Raw genomic sequence first — 20,699 nt, forward strand, 5'->3', positions numbered from 1 at the left:
TATGCCGCATCCCCATGTGCCAGCGGCGCCAGCGCAGCGGGCAACTGACTCAGCTCCTGTACCAGCGACTCTTTGCTGATTTCGCTAATCGATCTCGCGCCGGTTAACGTCATCGCCACTTTCATCTCTTTCTCGATTAAATCCAGCAGATTTGCCACCCCCTGGCGTCCGTGCGTTGCCAGCGCGTAGAGATACGCGCGGCCCAGCAGTACGGTGTCAGCACCGAGCGCAATCATGCGCACGACATCCAGACCGTTGCGGATGCCGCTGTCGGCGAGAATAGCAATGTCCCCTTTGACCGCATCGGCGATAGCCGGTAACGCACGAGCGGATGAGAGTACGCCGTCGAGCTGGCGGCCGCCGTGGTTGGAGACCACGATGCCATCGGCGCCAAAGCGCACCGCGTCGCGGGCGTCTTCTGCATCCAGGATCCCTTTGATCACCATCGGACCATCCCAGAATTCGCGGATCCACTCCAGGTCTTTCCATGAAATCGAGGGATCGAAGTTTTTTGCCAGCCAGCCAATGTAGTCTTCCAGGCCGGTTGGTTTGCCAAGGTAAGTTGAGATGTTGCCCAAATCGTGAGGACGCCCGTTCATGCCGACATCCCACGCCCATTGCGGGTGCGTCACGGCCTGCCAGTAACGGCGCAGCGCGGCATTCGGGCCGCTCATGCCGGAGTGCGCATCACGGTAACGTGCGCCTGGCGTCGGCATATCGACGGTGAACACCAGCGTGGAGCAGCCCGCCGCTTTGGCGCGCTCCAGCGCATTACGCATAAAGCCGCGATCGCGCAGGACATAGAGCTGGAACCACATTGGCCGTTTCAGGGTGGGCGCAACTTCTTCAATCGGGCAGACGGACACCGTCGACAAGGTAAAAGGAATGCCTTTCGCATCGGCTGCGCCTGCGGCCTGTACTTCGCCACGTCGCGCATACATACCGCATAATCCGACCGGCGCCAGCGCCACAGGCATTGAGAGTTTTTCGTTAAACAGCGTGGTGTCGAGGCTGAGATCTGACATATTTTTCAGCACCCGCTGGCGCAGCGCGACCTGGGATAAATCTTCAACGTTGCGGCGCAGGGTATATTCGGCATATGCGCCGCCGTCGATATAGTGAAACAGGAACGGCGGCAGAATGCGCTGTGCTGCCGCGCGATAGTCGCTGGCTGCGGAAATAATCATGCTTTTTTCTCCCTGGAGTGAATAGGCTGTTCGTCCGGCAGGCGGGTGATCCGCGCCTGCCGGGCCTGATCTTCATCGAACTGGCGAATGGTGGTGTGCACAAAACCAAGATGGGCCATCATCGCCTGACGCGCGCCCTCGGCGTCTCCGGCAAGAATGGCGTTCATCACCGCCTGGTGTTGTTCGGTAAGCTGCGAAAAAACGGGGGGAACCAGGTACATACGCTGGCGGCTCTGCTTCACGGAGGATTGCAGCAGATCGAAAAAGCCCCGCATCGTCTGGAGCAACACCACATTGTGCGACGCTTCCGCAATGGCAAGGTGGAAGCGCACATCCGCTTGTGACGCCAGGTCCGGATCGTCGGATTGCGTGGCGTCAAAGCACAGGACGATTTTCTCTTTGTCTGCTTCCGTCGCACGCATCGCCGCATGCCAGGCCGTGCTGGCTTCGATGGCGTGGCGCGCTTCAAGAATATCGAAGCTGTAGTCCGGATCGTCATTCAGCAGTGTCTTTAACGGCTGCACAATGTTTTGTTCGGACCACTCATCGTGCTGCCAGCGCACAAAGGTGCCGCCGCCGCGGCGGCTCAGCAACACGCCTTCGCTCACCAGCCGCGACAGTGCTTCACGCAATGAATTGCGCGACACGCCAAGCTGTACGGCAAGCTGGCGCTCAGCGGGCAATTTCATGCCCGCTTCCAGTTGCTGCTCTGCAATCAGCGCCCGCACACGGTCAACAACCTCGTCCGTCAGGCGTCTGGGTAACACTTTCATGGGATCATCCAGGTCAGCACATAGGCCTGAAGTGTCGTAATAAGACCGACCATACAGGTGAAAATCAGGCTGTGTTTAACGGTAAAGCGGAACAGATCGGACTCTTTCCCCACCAGACCAACGGCCGCACAGGCAATGGCGATGGATTGCGGTGAAATCATTTTTCCGGTGACGCCGCCGGTGGTGTTTGCCGCCACCATCAGCACATCTGACACCCCAATCTGTTGAGCAGCGGTGGCCTGCAAGGCGGCAAACAACGCATTCGACGAGGTATCCGAACCGGTAAGGAATACCCCCAACCAGCCGAGGAACGGCGAGAAGAAGGTAAAGGCATTGCCGGTATGCGCCAGCGCTAATGCCAGCGTTGAAGAGAGCCCGGAATAGTTGGAAATAAAGGCAAAGGCCAGCACCATTCCGATGGAGTAAATCGGCAACGCCAGATCGCGCAACGTGCTGGTAAAGGTGCTGATCGCATCTTTTGGCTTCATGCGCAGCCAGATAATCGACAGGATAGCGGCAAACAAAATGGCTGTGCCGGTCGCTGAGAACCAGTCAAATTTATAGATGGCTGCGTAAGGCGTGGCTGCGCTCACCACCGGCGGCATACGGGCGACCAGCTTATCCAGGTGCGGTACGGAAACGGTGAACACCCAGTCATACAGCGCACCACCAGGGGCGAACATGGCCTTAAACGGTGGAACGCTCCACAACGTAACGGTGGCGGTCAGAAACAGGAAGGGCGACCAGGCACGCAGGATCTGCCCGCCGCTGTAGTGGGTGCGTTGCAGATTGAGATCGACCTGCGAGGCGCCCATATCGCCAAAGCGGAAAATACGTACCGGCTTCCAGCGCTTGAGGAACAGTGTCAGACAGACCAGTGACACCAGCGACGAGATAATGTCTGGCAGCTCCGGGCCGATAAAGTTTGAACTCAAATACTGGGCAATGGCAAACGAACCCCCGGCCACAATCACCGCAGGCCAGGTCTCTTTCACGCCGCGCCAGCCGTCCATAATCGCCATGATCCAGAACAGCACAATAATGGTCAGGAACGGCAACTGGCGACCTACCATCTGGCCAATTTCAAAACTGTCCAGCCCGGTGACTTGTCCGGCAACCAGAATCGGAATGCCCATTGCGCCGAAAGCGACCGGTGCGGTATTGACGATCAAACACAAACCGGCGGCATACAGCGGATTAAAACCGAGCCCGACCAACAGTGCCGCTGTGATTGCCACCGGTGCGCCAAACCCGGCCGCCCCTTCGAGGAATGCACCGAATGAGAAACCGACAATCAGCATTTGCAGGCGCTGGTCCGGGGTAATGGAGAGAATCGACGAGCGGATAATGTCGAACTGCCCGGTTTTCACCGAGATTTTATAGACAAATACCGCAGCGATAATGATCCAGGCGATAGGCCACAGGCCATAGAAGAAACCATACACCACAGAGGCGAGAGCGTGATCCAGTGGCATATCGTAGAACAGCAACGCGACCGCCAGGGCGATAGCCACGGTCCAGCTCGCAGCAACATAGCCTTTTAATTTGAGCTTTATGAGCGCGAAAAAGAAAAACAGGATCGGCAGTGAAGCGATCAGACTGGATAGCCAGATATTACCGGCCGGGTCGTAATTCTGTTGCCAGAGATTCATGCAGGTCTCCTGAGAACCACCGTAAAACAGGCGAGCGGTAAGTCTGTGCTTATCTCTGCATCACATGTTTTGTAAAAGTGGTCCTGCCAGTGGTGGTGTGTAGGGTTTGTGATAACGAATGGTTATCCAAATGTTGCTATCTGGCAATTGGGATGTGACGTGATTTTATGGAATTGTGAACCGCAGAGAAAATCAGGGAGAGATTGGTAGGGCCAATTTTGACAGCACTTGCCCCCGGTGGAGGAGAACAAGTGCTGTGAACAGGAAGGTCAGAATGCGCTTTTGGCAAAGCCGGTCATGGCTTCAAGACCCATTTCACGACCCAGCGCGGTCATCGGGTGTACGACCACCAGGCCACGGACGCTTTTTTTCAACTTGCCGAGATCCGCCTGCTCTTTTTTGGTGATGGCCCGGCTGAACGGCATTTTCATCAGCTTTTGCGCTTCTTTGCTCAGCTTCTGGGTGTATTGCTCGCGCAGACGGAGGATTTCCGCTTCCAGCGTGGTTTTCTCTTTTTCCAGCTCGGCGTATTTGTCCGCCGCGTCAACTAACGAGAGATCGGCTTGCTGGTGGCGAATAGCGTCGAGGCGGTCGCTCAGACGCTTAATTTCGTTTTTTTCGACTTCTTTCATGATGCCCGGTTTTGTTGGGGGATAAAAAGATAAGGATACAGCATTTATAACGGAGTTTACTTCTGGAATGCCTTTTTTAAGCTGATACGGGAAATCAGCTCGGTGAGCGACAGCACCATTGTGGAACGCACCACCTGCTGGTAGCGCTGTTTTTGCATTGCAAAAAGGTCAGGATCACTGGTGTCGAACAGCGGTGTTGGCGGCAGGGCGGCAACGCAGTGCAACTCGCCAAAAGGTCCGAGGATTTCATCATCGGTAAAGGCGTATTCCGTGCCGTCGTGGTTCAGCTCCTCGCGTAGCGCCATCAGCAGTTCCGCGTCTTCATACTCCGGGCGGGAAATCACCCCAAGACCGTAAATCAGCTTCAAACGCACAGACAAATTGCCCAGCGGTCCATCTCCGTCAAGTAGCGGCTCAACAGCATATTTCACCGCATAATCGTCTTTGCGGAATACCTGCAGCACCAGAATATTGATCGCCTCATTGAGCAGCTCAACGGCGGCAATCAAGAAACTTCGCACGGTTTTGCCAGCATTCAGACGCTCGAGTACACGGTTTTCGAAGGCCTGCGTTTTTTCCATTATTGCCTGCATATCTGACAATTTCGTTAACAGGCGCGGGGAGTCCCGCGCCAGAGTCGGCATCATGCCTTGGCGTTATAGGCGTTGACGGCTTCGTTAACGACCGGGCTGTTGGCGTCCAGACCAGAAATCTGCGCCAGCGCAGCCTGCGGGCCTTTCTCTTCGATAAGCGCAGCCAGCTCTTGCGCCTGAGGATCCTGCTCGCTGCGGTAATGCATGGCAGCGGCAATGCCTTTCACCAGGTTCGCGTGCGGCAGGTTGTACTCCAGCGTGCCGAGCAGCGGTTTGATCAGGCGATCGCCGGCGCTCAGTTTACGCAGCGGCTGACGTCCTACGCGCTCAACATCGTCTTTCAGATAGGGGTTTTCAAAACGGCCCAGGATTTTCTGAATGTACGCGGCATGCTTATCGGCATCAAAGCCATAACGCTTGATCAGCACCGCGCCGCTCTCTTCCATCGCGCCTTTCACAACGGCACGGATGTTGGCATCCAGGATAGCGTCGCGAATGGTTTGAAGGCCGGTCTGTTTTCCAAGGTACGCGGTTATAGCATGCCCGGTATTCAGCGTGAAGAGCTTACGTTCAACAAATGCCATCAGGTTATCAGTTAATTCCATCCCGGGGATGTTCGGCAGCGCGCCTTTAAACTGGGTTTTATCCACAATCCACTCACTGAACGTTTCCACTGTGACTTCCAGCGGATCGTGGGTGGCGGATTCAGAAGGCGGAACGATACGGTCAACGGCGGAATCGACGAAGCCGACGTGCTGATCAACCCAGGCTTTGTCTGCATCCGCCAGCGCGGCAATGACATGGCCTTTCAGTTGCGTGGTGCCGCGCACCATATTTTCGCACGCGATGATATTCAGCGGCGTGGTAATGCCCTGCGCTTTACGTTTCGCCAGCCCTTTGGCGATAGCCGGCGCAATGCGTTCCAGAACGACCGGGCCAACAGCGGTGGTCACCAGATCCACGGAAGCGATCAGTTCAACAACTTCATCACCGATGCTGCTGACGGCGTTAACGCCGGAAACCGTATCCACCTGCTCATTTTCACCAACCACATGCACCTGATAGCTATGACGGGCATTAAGGGCGTCGAGAACCACCTGATTCACATCGGCGAATGTCAGTTCAATCCCCGCGTCGGCCAGTAATTTGCCGATGAAACCACGTCCGATATTTCCTGCGCCAAAATGCAATGCTTTCATAGTCTTAACCTTCATCAATGTTTTTACCCGAGAGGGCTGGGGTGAGGAACCACGAAAATTTCTCCTCACCCTAGCCCTCTCCCCAAAGGGGAGAGGGAAGAGGTTAGCGCCGGTCTGTTATTTACCGAGCAGCGCCAGCACTTCTTCAACGCTGGTAGTATGCGCCAGACGTTCAATGACCGTCTCGTCATCCAGTGCGTTGGTCAGGCTGGTGATCACCTGGATGTGCTCGTTGTTGCGTGCCGCAATCCCGATGACCAGGCGGGCGATGTCTTCTTCGTCCTCGCCAAAGCGAACGCCTTCCGGGTACTGGCAGAACACCACACCCGTTTTCAGCACGCGATCTTTGGCTTCCACGGTGCCGTGCGGAACCGCGATAGATTCACCCAGATACGTCGGGGTCAGTTTTTCGCGTTCCAGCATTGCATCGACATATTCCGGCTGAACGTAGCCGCCTTTCACCAGTTGCTCACCGGCAAAACGGATGGCTTCTTCTTTGTTACTCGCTTTACGACCAAGGAAGATGTTCTCTGCGCCCAGCTTGAACAGATTGCTGTTGGAAGCATCGAAGCTGTCCTGCAGGCTGCTGTTCACTTTGGTCTGGTTGTCGGTGTGGCGCTGTGCAGCGACCAGACGTTCAGTCAGACCGGTGTACAGGCCGCTGTCCAGGAAGTTGGTCAGGGAGATATGCTGCGCCTGCGGTGCCTGGCGCATAGCGCGCTCGGTCAGATCGCGGTGCGTAATCACCAGATCAACGTCAGACGGCAGGCTGTTAATCGCGCTGTTGGTCACCGAAATGTTGGTGAGGCCGGCATCCTGTACTTTCTTACGCAGTACGCCTGCGCCCATGGCGCTGGAGCCCATACCGGCATCACATGCCACGATGATTTTACGCACATGGCTCAGGTCGTTGGTCACGTCGCCAGCTGCCAGCGGCGATGCGCCTTTAGACTGGGCTTTCATGTCCTGCATACGACGGGTAGCCGCTTCGATATCTTCGTCCTCTTCTTTCACTTTGCTGGTTTTCAGCAGAATGGAGGCGATCACGAAGGAGACGATCAGCGCAGCGAAGATGGCTGTCAGGTTAGCGAAGTACGCGCCTTTTGGCGTCATCGCCAGCACGGCCAGGATGGAACCCGGAGAAGCCGGAGACACCAGACCGCCGTTCAGCACGCTCAGGGTGAACACGCCAGTCATACCGCCGAGAATAACGGCCAGCAGCAGACGCGGGTTCATCAGCACATACGGGAAGTAAATTTCGTGGATACCACCCAGGAAGTGGATGATAGCCGCACCGCCAGCAGACTGTTTAGCGCTACCGCGACCAAAGAACATGTACGCCAGCAGAACGCCCATCCCCGGACCCGGGTTTGCTTCGATCAGGAAGAAGATAGACTTGCCGATGTCATGCGACTGCTGAATACCCAGCGGTGAGAAGATACCGTGGTTGATGGCGTTGTTGAGGAACAGGATTTTCGCCGGTTCAACAAAGATAGACGCCAGCGGCAGCATGTCATGCACAACCATGAAGTTAACGCCTGCTGCCAGAACTTTGGACAGGACTTCAACCGCAGGGCCAATGCCGAGGAATGCCAGGATAGCGAGGATCATACCGATGATGCCAGCGGAGAAGTTATTCACCAGCATTTCAAAACCGGATTTGATCTTGCCGTCTACGGCCGCGTCAAATTTCTTAATGCAGATACCACCCAGCGGGCCGGCAATCATTGCGCCAAGGAACATCGGCATGTCTGCGCCGACGATAACGCCCATGGTGGTGATCGCACCGACAACGCCGCCGCGATCGCCGCCAACCAGACGACCACCGGTGAAACCGATGAGCAGCGGCAGCAGGTAAGTAATCATTGGACCAACGAGTTTTGCCAGCGTCTCGTTTGGTAACCACCCTGTAGGAATAAACAATGCGGTGATGATACCCCACGCGATAAACGCGCCGATGTTAGGCATCACCATATTGCTAAGGAAACGACCAAAGCTCTGCACCTTGATCTTGATATCGGATGACATAAAACACCCCTTCTTATGTTTGCTATCGCACAGGCCGGAAGCCCGAGGTTTGTTTGTTAATGTGGCGGCAGAGGTAGCCGGACCTGGGTTATCAGTGATGCGAAATCTCGCACCGAATGGGCGTACTGTCCAGATGGTGCCTTTTTGTGTGATGTTGATCGCATTAATACAGGGGGAGGCCGGGTCTTTATGGTGATCTTTGTCACAAAAATCGTGTGTAAAAAAAGAACAAGGAATAAAAAACAGGCTGAACAGGGCATTAAGTGTGATGTTGTTCACATTTTTGTTTGGGCACTTTGTTATTTATTTGTGATATTGATCACAAGATATTTTCGCCAGGACTTTTCTGAGTGTGATCGATCGCAAACTGTGTCTTTTTCAACCAGCTTGACGTGTAACTCCCTTTCATTTGCGGCTGTGATGCTAATCTGGGCGGTAAAGTTTGCATATTGATGAAACGGTCTGATTCCGTTGGTGCATACTTAATTTTTAGTTGGCGAAAAAAGGACCCGGCAATGAAACTGATTGGCAGCTACACCAGCCCTTTTGTACGCAAAATTTCGGTGATTCTGTTGGAAAAAGGGATCACGTTCGAATTCATCAACGAGCAACCGTATAACGCCGTTAACGGCGTGGGGCAATTTAACCCCCTTGGCAAAGTCCCGGCGCTGGTGACCGATGGCGGAGAGGTGTGGTATGACTCGCCGATTATCGCCCAGTACATTGATTTATTGGGGATTGCACCGGCGATGTTGCCGACGGATGCGAAAGCCGCGCTGAAAATTCGCCAGCTTGAAGCTCTGGCGGACGGCATTATGGACGCGGCACTGGTGTCGGTGCGTGAACTGGCGCGCCCGGTTGAGCAGCAGTCTGAAAGCGAACTGCTTCGCCAGCGGGAAAAAGTGAACCGCGGGCTGGATGCGCTGGAAAGCTATTTGCGTGACGGAACGCTCAGTGTTGATAGCCTCAATCTGGCAACCATCGCGATAGCCTGCGCCATTGATTACATTAACTTCCGCCACGTTGCGCCCGGCTGGTGTGTTAATCGCCCGCTGCTGGTGAAACTGGTGGAAAACTTGTTCCTGCGTGAGAGCTTCGCCCGCACTGCGCCGCCAAAGGCGTGATAACCATGATGTCCGCCTGAACAAAGTCGCTGTACAATCCCCTCACGTCAAATCGCCCCTGACGGGAGGGGCAACCAACAGCCAGGCCTTTTCATGACTACTCTTTACAGCCAGATCCCTTCTACCGATCGCCTGTTACGTGACGAGGCGTTCACTTCTCTGTTAGCGACGTTTGGTCACCACCGCGTGGCCCAGGCGTTGCGCCAATTACAGGATGAAGCGCGCGAGCAGATCCGCACTGCGCAGACATTACCCGGCTGGTGCGAAAACTGGGCGGCGGAAACCCGGCTGCGTCTGGAATGCAGCGAAACCAGCGCGTTACGCCCGGTGTTTAATCTCAGCGGGACGGTGCTGCATACCAATTTAGGCCGTGCGATACAGTCGCAGGCGGCTATCGATGCGGTCGCTCAGGCGATGGGGTCACCGGTAACGCTGGAGTACGATCTCGACGGTGCCGGACGGGGTCATCGCGATCGGGCGCTGGCCGATCTCTTGTGTCAACTGACCGGTGCGGAAGATGCCTGTATTGTGAATAACAATGCGGCGGCAGTGCTGCTGATGCTGGCTGCCACGGCGGCAGGCCGGGAAGTGGTGGTGTCGCGCGGCGAACTGGTGGAGATAGGCGGCGCGTTTCGCATTCCGGATGTGATGCGTCAGGCTGGCTGCGTATTGCACGAAGTCGGCACGACCAATCGCACCCACGCCAAAGATTATCAGCAGGCCATTAATGACAATACCGCCCTGCTGATGAAGGTACACACCAGCAATTACCATATCGACGGGTTTACCAAAGCGGTGAGCGAAGGCGAACTGGTCACGCTGGCGCAGGCGTCCGGGTTACCGGTGATTGTCGATCTTGGCAGCGGTTCGCTGGTGGATTTAAGCCTTTATGGGCTGCCGCAGGAGCCCATGCCGCAAACGTTGATTGCCGCAGGCGTGAGTCTGGTGAGTTTCTCCGGCGATAAACTGCTGGGCGGCCCGCAGGCCGGGATTATCGTCGGGAAAAAAGCGCTGATTGCGCAGTTGCAGCAACATCCGCTGAAACGCGCCCTGCGTGCGGATAAAATGACGCTGGCCGCGCTGGAAGCCACGCTGCGTCTTTACCTGCATCCGGAAAAGCTCCGGCAAAACCTGCCGACCCTGCGCTATTTAACACGCCCGGAACCGGAGATCCGCGAGCAGGCGCAGCGTCTGCGCGCCGCGCTGACGTCGCATTATCATGAGTTTGATGTGCGGGTCGAGGTCTGCCAGTCGCAGATTGGCAGCGGTTCGCTGCCGGTGGACAGGTTGCCAGGCGCGGCGCTGACGTTTACTCCCCGCGACGGTAGCGGCCGTCGGCTGGAAGCGCTGGCGATGCAGTGGCGGGCGCTGCCGCAGCCGGTAATTGGCCGTATCTATGATGGTCGCCTGTGGCTGGACTGCCGCTGTCTTGAACATGAATCCCGCTTGCTGGAGATGTTGCTGAAATGATTATTGCCACCGCCGGGCACGTGGACCACGGCAAAACCACCCTGATTGAAGCCATTACCGGTGTGAACGCTGACCGTTTGCCGGAGGAAAAAAAACGCGGGATGACCATCGATCTCGGCTATGCCTACTGGCCGCAGCCGGACGGGCGCGTGCCGGGTTTTATCGATGTGCCGGGGCATGAAAAATTTTTGTCGAATATGCTGGCGGGCGTTGGCGGCATTGATCATGCGTTGCTGGTGGTGGCCTGCGACGATGGGGTGATGGCGCAGACACGCGAACATCTGGCGATTTTGCAGTTAACCGGAAACCCGGCGCTGACGGTGGCGCTGACAAAAGCCGATCGCGTGGATGAGGCGCGCATTGCCGACGTGCGCGAGGAGGTGCAAAACACCTTACGCGCTTTCGGTTACCCGCAGGCGACCCTGTTCGTCACGGCGGCGACGATGCAGCAGGGGATTGATGAATTACGCGCGCATCTGCTGCAACTGCCGGAGCGGGCGCACCCGGAACACCAACGCTTTCGCCTGGCGCTGGATCGCGCTTTTACCGTCAAAGGGGCGGGGCTGGTGGTGACCGGTACGGCGTTATCCGGCGATGTCCGCATCGGCGATACGCTGTGGCTGACCGGGGTGAATAAACCGATGCGCGTTCGCGGTCTGCATGCGCAAAATCAGCCCGTTGAGCGGGCGCACGCCGGGCAACGTATCGCCCTGAATATTGCTGGCGATGCGGAAAAAGAGGCGCTGAGCCGTGGTGACTGGCTGCTGTCGCAGCAACCTCCCGAGCCCACGGAGCGGCTGATTGTCGCTCTGCAAACACATACGCCGCTGACGCAGTGGCAACCTGTGCACATCCATCATGCCGCCAGCCACGTTACTGGCCGTGTGTCGCTGCTGGAGAATGACCTGGCGGAGCTGGTGCTGGATACCCCGCTGTGGCTGGCGGATAACGATCGCTTGGTACTGCGGGATATCTCCGCGCGTAGCACGCTGGCGGGCGCGCGGGTGGTGGCGTTGAATTCGCCGCGCCGGGGCAAACGTAAAACGGACTACCTGAACTGGATCACCGCGCTGGCGCAGGCGTCGGATGATGCGCAGGCGTTGTCGGTGCATCTGTCACGTGGTGCGGTCGATCTTACGGCCTTTGGCTGGGCACGCCAGCTCAGCCCGGACGGGCTGGAGAGATTATTGCACCAGCCGGGATATCTCCGCGCCGGAAACAATCTGCTCGATGCACCGGTGGCGGCGCGCTGGCAGCGAAAACTGCTGGAAACGCTGGCGACCTATCACGAGCAGCATCGCGAAGAGCCGGGACCGGGGCGCGAGCGTCTGCGGCGTATGGCGCTGCCAATGGAAGACGAAGCGCTGGTGTTAACCCTGATTGAGCGCATGCGTGAAAGCGGTGATATCCACAGTCACCACGGCTGGTTGCATCTGCCGGATCACAAAGCCGGTTTTACCGATGAACAGGCGCAGCTATGGCAGAAAGCCGCGCCGCTGTTTGGTGACGAACCTTGGTGGGTGCGGGATGTGGCGCGCGAGGTTGCGGCCGATGAACAGGTAATGCGCACCGTGTTGCGGCAAGCGGCCCAGCAGGGGCTGATTACGGCGATCGTGAAAGATCGTTATTACCGCAACGATCGGATTGTGACGTTTGCCACGATGATCCGCGAGCTGGATCTGGCGCGCGGTACCACCAGTGCGGCGGATTTCCGCGACCGGCTTAACGTCGGGCGCAAGCTGGCTATCCAGATCCTCGAATATTTTGACCGCATTGGTTTTACCCGCCGTCGCGGCAACGATCATATCCTGCGCGACAAGGCGTTGTTTACCAAAGAAAACGACTGAAGATTTGTTTTAAGTTATTGCAGGCTGGCGAATATTTCGCCAGTCGCGTCTACCCTTGTAAAGACGACTGTCGCAAGGAGACGCCGATGAACACCTCCCTCTCAACGCCCTCTATCCAGCCAGGGAAATACGGTTTTCCCCTGGCATTAAAAGCCCGCTATGACAACTTTATCGGTGGCGATTGGGTCGCCCCCGTGGCGGGCGAGTATTACCCGAATCTCACGCCGGTGACCGGGCAACCACTGTGTGAGGTTGCCAGTTCTGGCCCGCAGGATATCGACCTCGCACTGGATGCCGCCCACAAAGCCAGAGCGGCATGGGGGGCAATGTCCGTCCAGGCGCGGGCGGCAATATTGCTAAAAATCGCCGATCGCATGGAGCAAAACCTTGACCTGCTGGCGACGGCGGAAACCTGGGACAACGGCAAACCGATCCGCGAAACGCAAGGCGCAGACGTGCCGCTGGCAATCGATCATTTCCGTTATTTCGCGGGCTGCATACGTGCGCAGGAAGGCGGGATCAGCGAAATTGATAACGACACGGTGGCGTACCATTTTCATGAACCGCTCGGGGTAGTCGGGCAGATCATTCCGTGGAACTTTCCGCTGTTGATGGCGTGCTGGAAAATGGCCCCCGCGCTGGCGGCTGGAAACTGCATTGTGCTGAAACCCGCGCGCCTGACGCCGCTGTCGGTACTATTGCTGATGGAGATTATCGGCGATCTGCTGCCGCCAGGGGTCATCAATGTGGTAAACGGTGCAGGCGGTGAGATTGGCGAGTATCTCGCCACTTCAAAACGCATCGCCAAGGTGGCGTTTACCGGTTCGACGGACGTGGGCCGACAAATTATGCAGTACGCCACGCAAAACATTATTCCGGTGACGCTGGAGTTGGGCGGTAAATCGCCGAATATCTTCTTCGCCGACGTGATGGATGAAGAAGATGCTTACTTCGATAAAGCCCTGGAAGGGTTTGCCCTGTTCGCCTTCAACCAGGGCGAAGTGTGCACCTGCCCGAGTCGGGCGCTGGTGCAGGAATCCATCTACGAGCGTTTTATGGAGCGCGCGATTCGCCGGGTGGAAAGCATTCGTAGCGGTAACCCGTTAGACAACACCACGCAAATGGGGGCGCAGGTTTCACAAGGGCAGATGGAGACCATTCTCAATTATATTGCCGTCGGTCAGCAGGAGGGGGCGGACATCCTCACTGGCGGGCGGCGTAAAGTGCTGGCGGGGGATCTGCAAACAGGTTACTACCTGGAACCGACGATCCTGTTTGGTCAGAACGCGATGCGCGTCTTTCAGGAGGAGATTTTCGGCCCGGTGCTGGCGGTCACGACCTTCAAAACCGAGGATGAAGCCCTGGCGCTGGCCAACGATACGCTGTATGGCCTCGGCGCGGGTGTCTGGAGCCGTAACGGGTCATTGGCCTACCGAATGGGGCGCGGCATCCAGGCCGGGCGCGTCTGGACCAACTGCTATCATGCGTATCCCGCGCATGCGGCGTTTGGCGGTTACAAGCAGTCGGGGATTGGGCGTGAAACCCATAAGATGATGCTGGAGCACTACCAGCAAACCAAATGCCTGTTAGTGAGCTACTCCGACAAGCCACAAGGGCTGTTCTGACCCGCGCGTTAACAAACCGTTAAGGCAAAGCGCCAGACATGTTCATGCAGATGACAAATCTGGCGACTTTCCCTGCCGCGATCAAAGCGCTGCCACGGCGTTTTCTGGCACCCTTGGTTTTTTGCGTCAGGCGGAGTGGAGAATGAACCGTTTTATTATCGCCGATCCGGGCAAGTGCATTGGCTGCCGGACCTGTGAAGTGGCCTGTGTGGTGTCGCACGAGGACAATCAGGACTGCTCGGTCGTCAAACCTGCCACGTTTTCCGCGCGCATTCGCGTGGTGAAAACCGGTACGTTCTCTACGGCGGTGACCTGCCATCACTGCGAAGATGCACCCTGCGCGAATGTTTGCCCGGTTGGGGCAATAAGTCGTGTCGAGGGGGCGGTGTGCGTGGAACAGTCCCGCTGTATCGGCTGTAAGAGTTGCATGATCGCCTGCCCGTTTGGCGCCATGCAGGTCACCGTGATCAATAACCAGGCGCAGGCGCTGAAGTGCGATTTGTGCCAGCACCGTGAAAACGGCCCAGCCTGCGTGGAAGCCTGCCCGACCGGTGCGCTAAGCTGCCTCAACCCGGCAACGCTGCGGGAAAACCGCCTGCGTGGTCAGTTAGCCGGGTTTGTTGCCTGATAACGCGCGTAAAAAAGCCCCCGGTCAGGGGGGCTTGTTATGCGGTTGTCCGGCGTCAGTTTTCCTGCCAGGCTTTTTCAACTTCTTCGGCGAGAATTCTCACACCCTCTTCGATCAGCGACGGTTCCGGCACATAGTTCATGCGCATGCACTGATGGGTATGCGGCCAGGGTTTATCCAACCCCGGGAAGAAGTAATCTCCTGGCACCATCAGGACACCGCGTTTTTTCAACCGCTGATACAGCAGCTCCGTGCTGATGGGCAGATCCTTAAACCACAGCCAGAGGAATATTGCCCCTTCCGGCTTGTGGATCAGGCAGCGCTCTTCAGGTAAATAACGGCGCAGCGTGGCGATGGTTTCCTGCACTCGCTGGTAGTAAAAAGGCTTTATCACCTCTTCGGACAGGCGCAGCAGGTCTTTGCGTTTGATCATTTCGCACATCATTGCCGGGCCAATACCGCCTGGCGCCAGACTGATGATGCCGTTCATGTTGCGGATTGCCGAAATCACTTTGTCGTTGGCGATAATAATGCCGCAGCGGCTGCCAGGCAGGCCCAGCTTCGACAGGCTCATGCACAAAATAATATTCGGGTTCCACAACGGGCGCGCTTCGCTAAAGATGATCCCCGGGAAAGGCACGCCGTAAGCGTTATCAATCACCAGTGGAATGTTGTGCTGATGGGCCAGCGCATCCAGTTTCATCAGCTCTTCATCGGTAATGACGTTGCCGGTCGGGTTGGTCGGACGCGAGACACAGATCATGCCTGTCTCTTCGCCAATGTGCAGGTGTTCGAAATCGACGTGGTATTTGAACTGGCCTTCGGGCAGCAGCTCAATATTGGGCCGTGCGGAGACGAAAAGATCCTCTTCCAGCCCGGAATCCGCGTAACCGATATACTCCGGTGCCAGTGGGAACAACACTTTTCTGGTGCTTCCATCGGCGCGGCGGCCGGCAAACAGATTGAATAAGTAGAAAAATGCGCTCTGGCTGCCATTTGTTAGCGCAATATTCTGTGGCTCAATATCCCAACCTAATTCTTCGCGCAGCATGCCTGCCAGCGCGGTTAGCAGCTCGGTTTTGCCCTGCGGACCGTCATAATTGCACAGCGCATCAGTCGCTTTGCCGTTTTCCACCATCTCTGCCAGCAGCTTGTGGAAGTAATCGGTCATCGCCGGAATTTGCGCCGGGTTGCCGCCGCCGAGCATGATAGCGCCTGGTGTGCGTAAACCGTCGTTGAGATCCTCCATCAGGCGCGTAATGCCTGCATGGCGGGTGAATTTGTCGCCGAAAAGTGAAAATGTCATCGCTACTGTTCTGCCGGGCTGCTGTTCAAAGTGGCTAACCATAGCGCTCTGTAAGGCAGGGTGCAAATCACACCCTGACGCTCTCTTTCATACTTTATTCTTATTAAGTTCTGTAATGTGGAGTTATATGCTGATATTTGCCTTATGACTCAGTGCTGCGCCAGCCCGGCCCAAATCACCATCACTTTGTCGTTGCCCGATTCGCGAACGAATCCGTAACCCTGCGGCAGCGTTAGCGTTGTCTGTTTCCCTACGCCTAGCGCCGGATGACGTGCCCGGAACTGGCCCAGCGTCTGCCAGTGGCGCAGGCTCTGTGCGGCGCTGCCGTTCAGATCCTGCCAGTTCATGTCTGAGCGCGTGCCTTGCAGCGGGTCCGAACCGGTGGGACCAAAGGGACGCGCCGATTCATCACCGTAAAAGATTTGCACCGCGCCCGGAGCGAGCAGCAGAAGTTCTGCCGCCTGCTGGCCCCCCTCGCGGAACAGGCGGGTATCGTGCGAGGAGAGGTAACTCAGCACGTTGAAACGCTGCAATTTATCAGCCATCTGCTGCCAGACCGTATCCATATTCGCCAGACAGGGCACAGCGCTTGCCGCCTGCTCCTGATAATCGAAGTTGATCATCGCATCAAAGCCATGCTGGTAATAGTCGCTCTGCATCACGCCGTGGCCCCAGGATTCCCCGGTCATCCAGAAGGGCGCGTCGTCGATTTTCTTCTGTGGATTGGCCTGCTTCCACTCCGCTAACGCCTGTGTCGCCTGCGTTTTTAATTGTTGCCAGGCATCCCGTTCAACGTGTTTGGCGGTATCCACGCGAAAGCCATCAATGCCATAGTCACGCACCCATTGGCTCAGCCAGTGGGTGAGGTAATCCCGTGGCGTAAAGCCGCTGATTTCCTGGGCGTGGGTATCGGGTTTGTGCCGGTAAAAGACCGGCAGACCAGAAGGCGTGGTGGATTCGGTTTTCAGATCGGGCAGAAACGCCAGCGACATGGTCAGATCGTCAAAGCCGGGGTTGTCGTAATCGCCAATGTCGGTGCGGATCCACGCTTTACCCCACCAGTTTTGCCAGGCGGTTTTATCGCTGAAGTTGATGTAATCGTTAAAGCTGTGCCAGCTCTGCCCGGCCGCAGGACGCCAGTCTGTCCAGTGCTGACCAAGGATCTTCTCGCGTTCACCCTCCTTCAGATAGAGCGCGCCAAAGCCGAAGGTTTGCATATCCGCCAGCGTTGCATAGCCAGTGTGGTTCATCACCACATCAAACAGGATGCGGATCCCCCGTTTGTGCGCTTCATCCACCAGCGTACGAAGGTCGTTTTCGGTGCCCATATTGGCGTCGAGACGGGTCCAGTCCTGGGTGTAATAACCGTGATAGGCATAATGAGGAAAGTCCCCTTTGGTTCCACCGCCCACCCAGCCGTGGATCTGTTCCAGCGGTGAACTTATCCACAGCGCGTTAACGCCAAGCTGTTGCAGATAATCCAGTTTGGTTGTGAGTCCTTTCAGGTCGCCGCCGTGAAAGGTGCCAATTTCCTGCAAGCCATCTTTATGCCGACCGTAGCTGTTATCGTTGCCTGGATCGCCATTGACGTAGCGGTCGGTCAGCACGAAATAGACGGTCGCGTTGTGCCACTGAAAGGGTGCTGCGCCTTGCGTGTCTGCTGACTCCAGCAGTAATAAGCCATCGCTGTTTGCGGCTGGCTGTAGGGTGATCTTGCCATCGCGCACGGTAGCGGTGCGCTGGCTGTAAAAGTCCCGTACCTGGCTGCCTTCCGCGAAGGTGTTGCCTACCGCAATGGTGAGCGGTTTGTCGTTGCGAACCGGGCATTGACGCTGTGCGGTGGCAGGCGTCGCCGTAGCGTCATTTTTCACATTGAGCATCAACGTGGGTGTACCGGAGCGGGTATCGATCTGTAACCGGTAATCGCCATCGCGGAAGATCCGCCACTGTGGCGCGTGACCGGTACAGGGGATCAGCGACAGCGTCTGATTCAGTTTAATGCTGTCCGCAGGCTGCCAGCACTGTTGACCATCCTGCAAGGTAAAGGACTGCGCGCCTTTTTTCAGCGCCGCTTCACTGTGCCAGACGCCTGTACCACTGCTGCTGAATGGCGGGAAACCGCTGGCAGTCCAGTCGGCGAGGGCGAGCGTGGGCAAAAAAAGCAGTAACAGCGCGGCGTGTTTCATATGCAGTCCCTGACAGAGCGATTTTGACTCAGTTTGCCACGGTGGACGGACGGGTAACTCCTCCCGCAAGGCGTATTGCGGGGGAGGAGAGGAAAGGGGGATCGAACCCGGTTTATTTGCGATAAACACCACATTTACGCGAGATTGTCCGTTTTATGTGCAGTTTCCCCGTGACATGGTTTCGGAATTGGATTATTTCTGTACGTGCTCTTGCAGGCTATTTTTGGTATGATTTGAGATTCAGCTCTCAAAATTGTGCAAAAAAGAAGGTGTTGGAATGTTCATATCCGACCAGGAGACTTAATGATATCGATACCCATGCGACGACCTGGGGCGACGATACTCATGTTTTTCACCCTGATGTTTTCAGGGGGGGTGCTGGCAAAGACACACACAGCAGAAACAGCGAGTCACAAAGCCCACGTCACTAAGGCAAGCGTAAAAAAACAGGCAAGCAGTAAACAAGAGTATTCTCGCAATAGTGTAAATAGTCGTTCACTTCCTGATTTGCGAAAATACCCTTCCGGAACCCCAAGGAAAAAAGCGTTTCTCCGGACGGTAATGCCTTATATCACCAGCAAAAACTCAGCGATTGCCGCCGAGCGTAACTGGTTGCTTAGCAAACAATACGACAGTCAGTGGTCGCCTGCCGAACGCACGCGTCTGAAGGATCTGACCGCACGCTACAAAGTGAGCTGGTCCGGGAATACACGCCGTATTCCGTGGAACGTGCTGCTGGAGCGTGTGGACATCATCCCGGACAGCATGGTGGCGACAATGGCGGCAGCGGAAAGCGGTTGGGGAACCTCGAAGCTGGCGCGGACCAACAACAACCTGTTTGGTATGAAGTGCGCCAAAGGGGCATGTAAAAATGGTCCGGGTAAGGTGAAAGGTTACTCTCACTTTGAGTCCGTGCAGGAGTCTGTTGACGCCTATGTCACCAACCTGAATACGCACTCGGCATACGCCTCTTTCCGTAAGTCACGGGCACAGTTGCGTAAAGCGGATCAGGAAGTGACAGCGACCAACATGATCCATAAGCTGCAGGGTTATTCGACCCGGGGCGCCAGTTACAATAACTACCTGTTTGCCATGTATCAGGACAATCAGCAGTTAATCGCCTCTCATATGTAATCTGCGAAATGCCTTCCACCCGGAAGGCATTTTTCTTTGTGCGCTAAATCAGGACTTCGCTGTAGCGGTCGCGATAGTCTTTCGGCGTGCTGTCATACTCCTTGCGGAACACAGAATAGAAATACTGCAGCGACGGGTAGCCGCACATCTGTGAGATTTCGTTGATGGACAACGATGTCGACACCAGCAGGCTGCGGGCTTTTTCCAGCTTCTCCGCATGAATCACCGCGTGAATCGTCTCTCCCACCTCTTCTTTAAAGCGCTTTTCCAGATTCGAACGCGAAATCCCTACCGCATCCAGCACCTGATCCACTTTAATGCCCTTACAGGCGTGGTTGCGGATATAGTGCATGGCCTGAATAACCGCCGGATCGTTCAGTGAACGGTAATCCGTAGAACGCCGCTCTACCACGCGCACCGGCGGCACCAGCAGGCGTTGCAGCGGCAGGGTTTCATTATCCAGCAGGCGGTGCAGCAGTTTTGCTGCCTGATACCCCATCTGCCGCGTGCCCTGGGCTACGGAAGAGAGGGCGACCCGGGAGAGATAGCGGGTGAGTTCTTCGTTATCAATACCAATGACGCACAGCTTTTCCGGCACCGGAATATGCAAATGGTCGCACACTTGCAATACATGGCGTGCGCGCGCATCGGTCACTGCGATGATGCCTGTTTGCGGTGGCAGTGTTTGCAGCCAGTCCGCCAGCCGGTTTTGCGCATGCTGCCAGTTTTCCGGCGCGGTGGTCAGCCCCTGGTACACCACGCCGCGGTATTTTTCCTGCGCCACCAGCTGGCAAAACGCGTACTCCCGTTCAGCAGCCCAGCGCTTGCCGCTGGAGGCGGGGAGGCCGTAAAAGGCGAAGCGGTGTACGCCTTTTTCTTTCAGATGCAGGAATGCGCTTTCCACCAGCGCAAAGTTGTCGGTGGCGATGTAGTGCACCGGAGGATAGTGTTCGGGGATGTGATAGGAGCCGCCAACGCCGACAATGGGGACATCGACATCCGCCAGCAGGCGCTCGATTTCACGGTCGTCGTAATCGGCGATCACTCCGTCGCCAAGCCACTCTTTGATGTTTTCAATGCGAGCGCGAAAGTCTTCCTCAATAAAAATATCCCACTCCGATTGTGACGCCTGCAAATATTCCCCAACGCCTTCAACAACCTGGCGGTCGTAGGCTTTGTTGGCATTGAATAACAGCGTGATGCGATGGCGTTTCTCAAACATGTCGATTCGCTTCCTGAAGATTCGTCAGTTCTGATTACCATATTCAGCACACTGCCGGATAAAAAAGATCCGGCAGTGTGATCGTCCCTGTAT

The 20,699-nt window shown here is 56.4% G+C and carries 16 protein-coding genes; 6 read left to right on the forward strand and 10 right to left on the reverse strand.

Annotated elements, in window-relative coordinates:
• The 7 genes from lldD to ACQ3G7_RS23555 form a co-directional block, all read right to left on the reverse strand.
• Positions 1 to 1,187: FMN-dependent L-lactate dehydrogenase LldD (gene lldD / locus ACQ3G7_RS23525; protein WP_430892586.1), on the reverse strand; the 1,187-nt coding region annotated here is incomplete at its 3' end.
• Positions 1,184 to 1,960 carry a transcriptional regulator LldR gene (gene lldR / locus ACQ3G7_RS23530; RefSeq protein ID WP_430892588.1) on the reverse strand — a complete coding sequence of 259 codons (777 nt, stop codon included), beginning with the start codon at positions 1,958 to 1,960 and terminating at the stop codon, positions 1,184 to 1,186. The genes lldD and lldR, both read right to left, overlap by 4 nt.
• A complete protein-coding gene (lldP, locus tag ACQ3G7_RS23535) occupies positions 1,957 to 3,612 on the reverse strand; it encodes an L-lactate permease (protein ID WP_263098817.1) in 1,656 nt (551 codons plus the stop codon). The genes lldR and lldP overlap by 4 nt, the downstream gene beginning before the upstream one ends.
• Positions 3,613 to 3,881: 269 nt before the next feature.
• On the reverse strand, positions 3,882 to 4,244 hold the full coding sequence (locus ACQ3G7_RS23540) for a YibL family ribosome-associated protein (protein WP_263098818.1): 363 nt from the start codon (positions 4,242 to 4,244) through the stop codon (positions 3,882 to 3,884).
• Positions 4,245 to 4,300: 56 nt separating this feature from the next.
• Positions 4,301 to 4,888, reverse strand: coding sequence for a mannitol operon repressor MtlR (gene mtlR / locus ACQ3G7_RS23545; protein ID WP_263101008.1), 588 nt, complete (start codon positions 4,886 to 4,888; stop codon positions 4,301 to 4,303).
• Entirely contained in the window at positions 4,888 to 6,036 is a 1,149-nt protein-coding gene (mtlD, locus tag ACQ3G7_RS23550; RefSeq protein WP_496353904.1) for a mannitol-1-phosphate 5-dehydrogenase, read from the reverse strand. Before mtlD ends, mtlR begins: the two co-directional genes overlap by 1 nt.
• 117 nt (positions 6,037 to 6,153) lie before the next feature.
• Positions 6,154 to 8,064, reverse strand: coding sequence for a PTS mannitol transporter subunit IICBA (locus ACQ3G7_RS23555; RefSeq protein ID WP_430892592.1), 1,911 nt, complete (start codon positions 8,062 to 8,064; stop codon positions 6,154 to 6,156).
• A gap of 515 nt (positions 8,065 to 8,579) precedes the next feature.
• Between ACQ3G7_RS23555 and ACQ3G7_RS23560 the strand changes: the two genes are divergently transcribed.
• The 5 genes from ACQ3G7_RS23560 (at position 8,580) to ACQ3G7_RS23580 (ending at position 14,758) form a co-directional block, all read left to right on the forward strand.
• Positions 8,580 to 9,188 carry a glutathione S-transferase gene (locus ACQ3G7_RS23560; RefSeq protein WP_430892594.1) on the forward strand — a complete coding sequence of 203 codons (609 nt, stop codon included), beginning with the start codon at positions 8,580 to 8,582 and terminating at the stop codon, positions 9,186 to 9,188.
• 93 nt (positions 9,189 to 9,281) lie between these two features.
• Positions 9,282 to 10,658: an L-seryl-tRNA(Sec) selenium transferase gene (gene selA, locus ACQ3G7_RS23565; RefSeq protein ID WP_430892596.1), complete on the forward strand. Its 1,377-nt coding sequence runs from the start codon at positions 9,282 to 9,284 to the stop codon at positions 10,656 to 10,658.
• Positions 10,655 to 12,505: a selenocysteine-specific translation elongation factor gene (gene selB, locus ACQ3G7_RS23570; protein WP_430892598.1), complete on the forward strand. Its 1,851-nt coding sequence runs from the start codon at positions 10,655 to 10,657 to the stop codon at positions 12,503 to 12,505. Before selA ends, selB begins: the two co-directional genes overlap by 4 nt.
• An 86-nt stretch (positions 12,506 to 12,591) precedes the next feature.
• Positions 12,592 to 14,130 (forward strand): acetaldehyde dehydrogenase ExaC, encoded by a 1,539-nt coding sequence (gene exaC / locus ACQ3G7_RS23575; protein ID WP_430892600.1) that lies wholly within the window; start codon positions 12,592 to 12,594, stop codon positions 14,128 to 14,130.
• A 142-nt stretch (positions 14,131 to 14,272) separates the two neighbouring features.
• Positions 14,273 to 14,758 carry a 4Fe-4S dicluster domain-containing protein gene (locus ACQ3G7_RS23580; RefSeq protein ID WP_263098825.1) on the forward strand — a complete coding sequence of 162 codons (486 nt, stop codon included), beginning with the start codon at positions 14,273 to 14,275 and terminating at the stop codon, positions 14,756 to 14,758.
• Between the two features lie 55 nt (positions 14,759 to 14,813).
• On the opposite strand, the gene avtA is transcribed toward ACQ3G7_RS23580, so the two are convergent.
• Both avtA and ACQ3G7_RS23590 read right to left on the reverse strand, forming a co-directional pair.
• Positions 14,814 to 16,064: a valine--pyruvate transaminase gene (avtA, locus tag ACQ3G7_RS23585; protein ID WP_430892602.1), complete on the reverse strand. Its 1,251-nt coding sequence runs from the start codon at positions 16,062 to 16,064 to the stop codon at positions 14,814 to 14,816.
• 149 nt (positions 16,065 to 16,213) lie between these two features.
• On the reverse strand, positions 16,214 to 18,250 hold the full coding sequence (locus tag ACQ3G7_RS23590) for an alpha-amylase (RefSeq protein ID WP_430892604.1): 2,037 nt from the start codon (positions 18,248 to 18,250) through the stop codon (positions 16,214 to 16,216).
• Positions 18,251 to 18,553: 303 nt separating this feature from the next.
• On the opposite strand from ACQ3G7_RS23590, the gene ACQ3G7_RS23595 reads away from it, so the two are divergent.
• Complete coding sequence (locus ACQ3G7_RS23595; protein ID WP_263098828.1) at positions 18,554 to 19,384, forward strand: protein bax; 831 nt, start codon at positions 18,554 to 18,556, stop codon at positions 19,382 to 19,384.
• 43 nt (positions 19,385 to 19,427) lie between these two features.
• Here ACQ3G7_RS23595 and xylR read toward each other — a convergent pair whose 3' ends face one another.
• Positions 19,428 to 20,606 carry a D-xylose utilization transcriptional activator XylR gene (gene xylR / locus ACQ3G7_RS23600; RefSeq protein WP_061492541.1) on the reverse strand — a complete coding sequence of 393 codons (1,179 nt, stop codon included), beginning with the start codon at positions 20,604 to 20,606 and terminating at the stop codon, positions 19,428 to 19,430.
• Between the last annotated feature and the right edge of the window lie 93 nt (positions 20,607 to 20,699).

This window comes from Kosakonia sp. N21 (genome assembly GCF_050587465.1).
Lineage (GTDB): Bacteria > Pseudomonadota > Gammaproteobacteria > Enterobacterales > Enterobacteriaceae.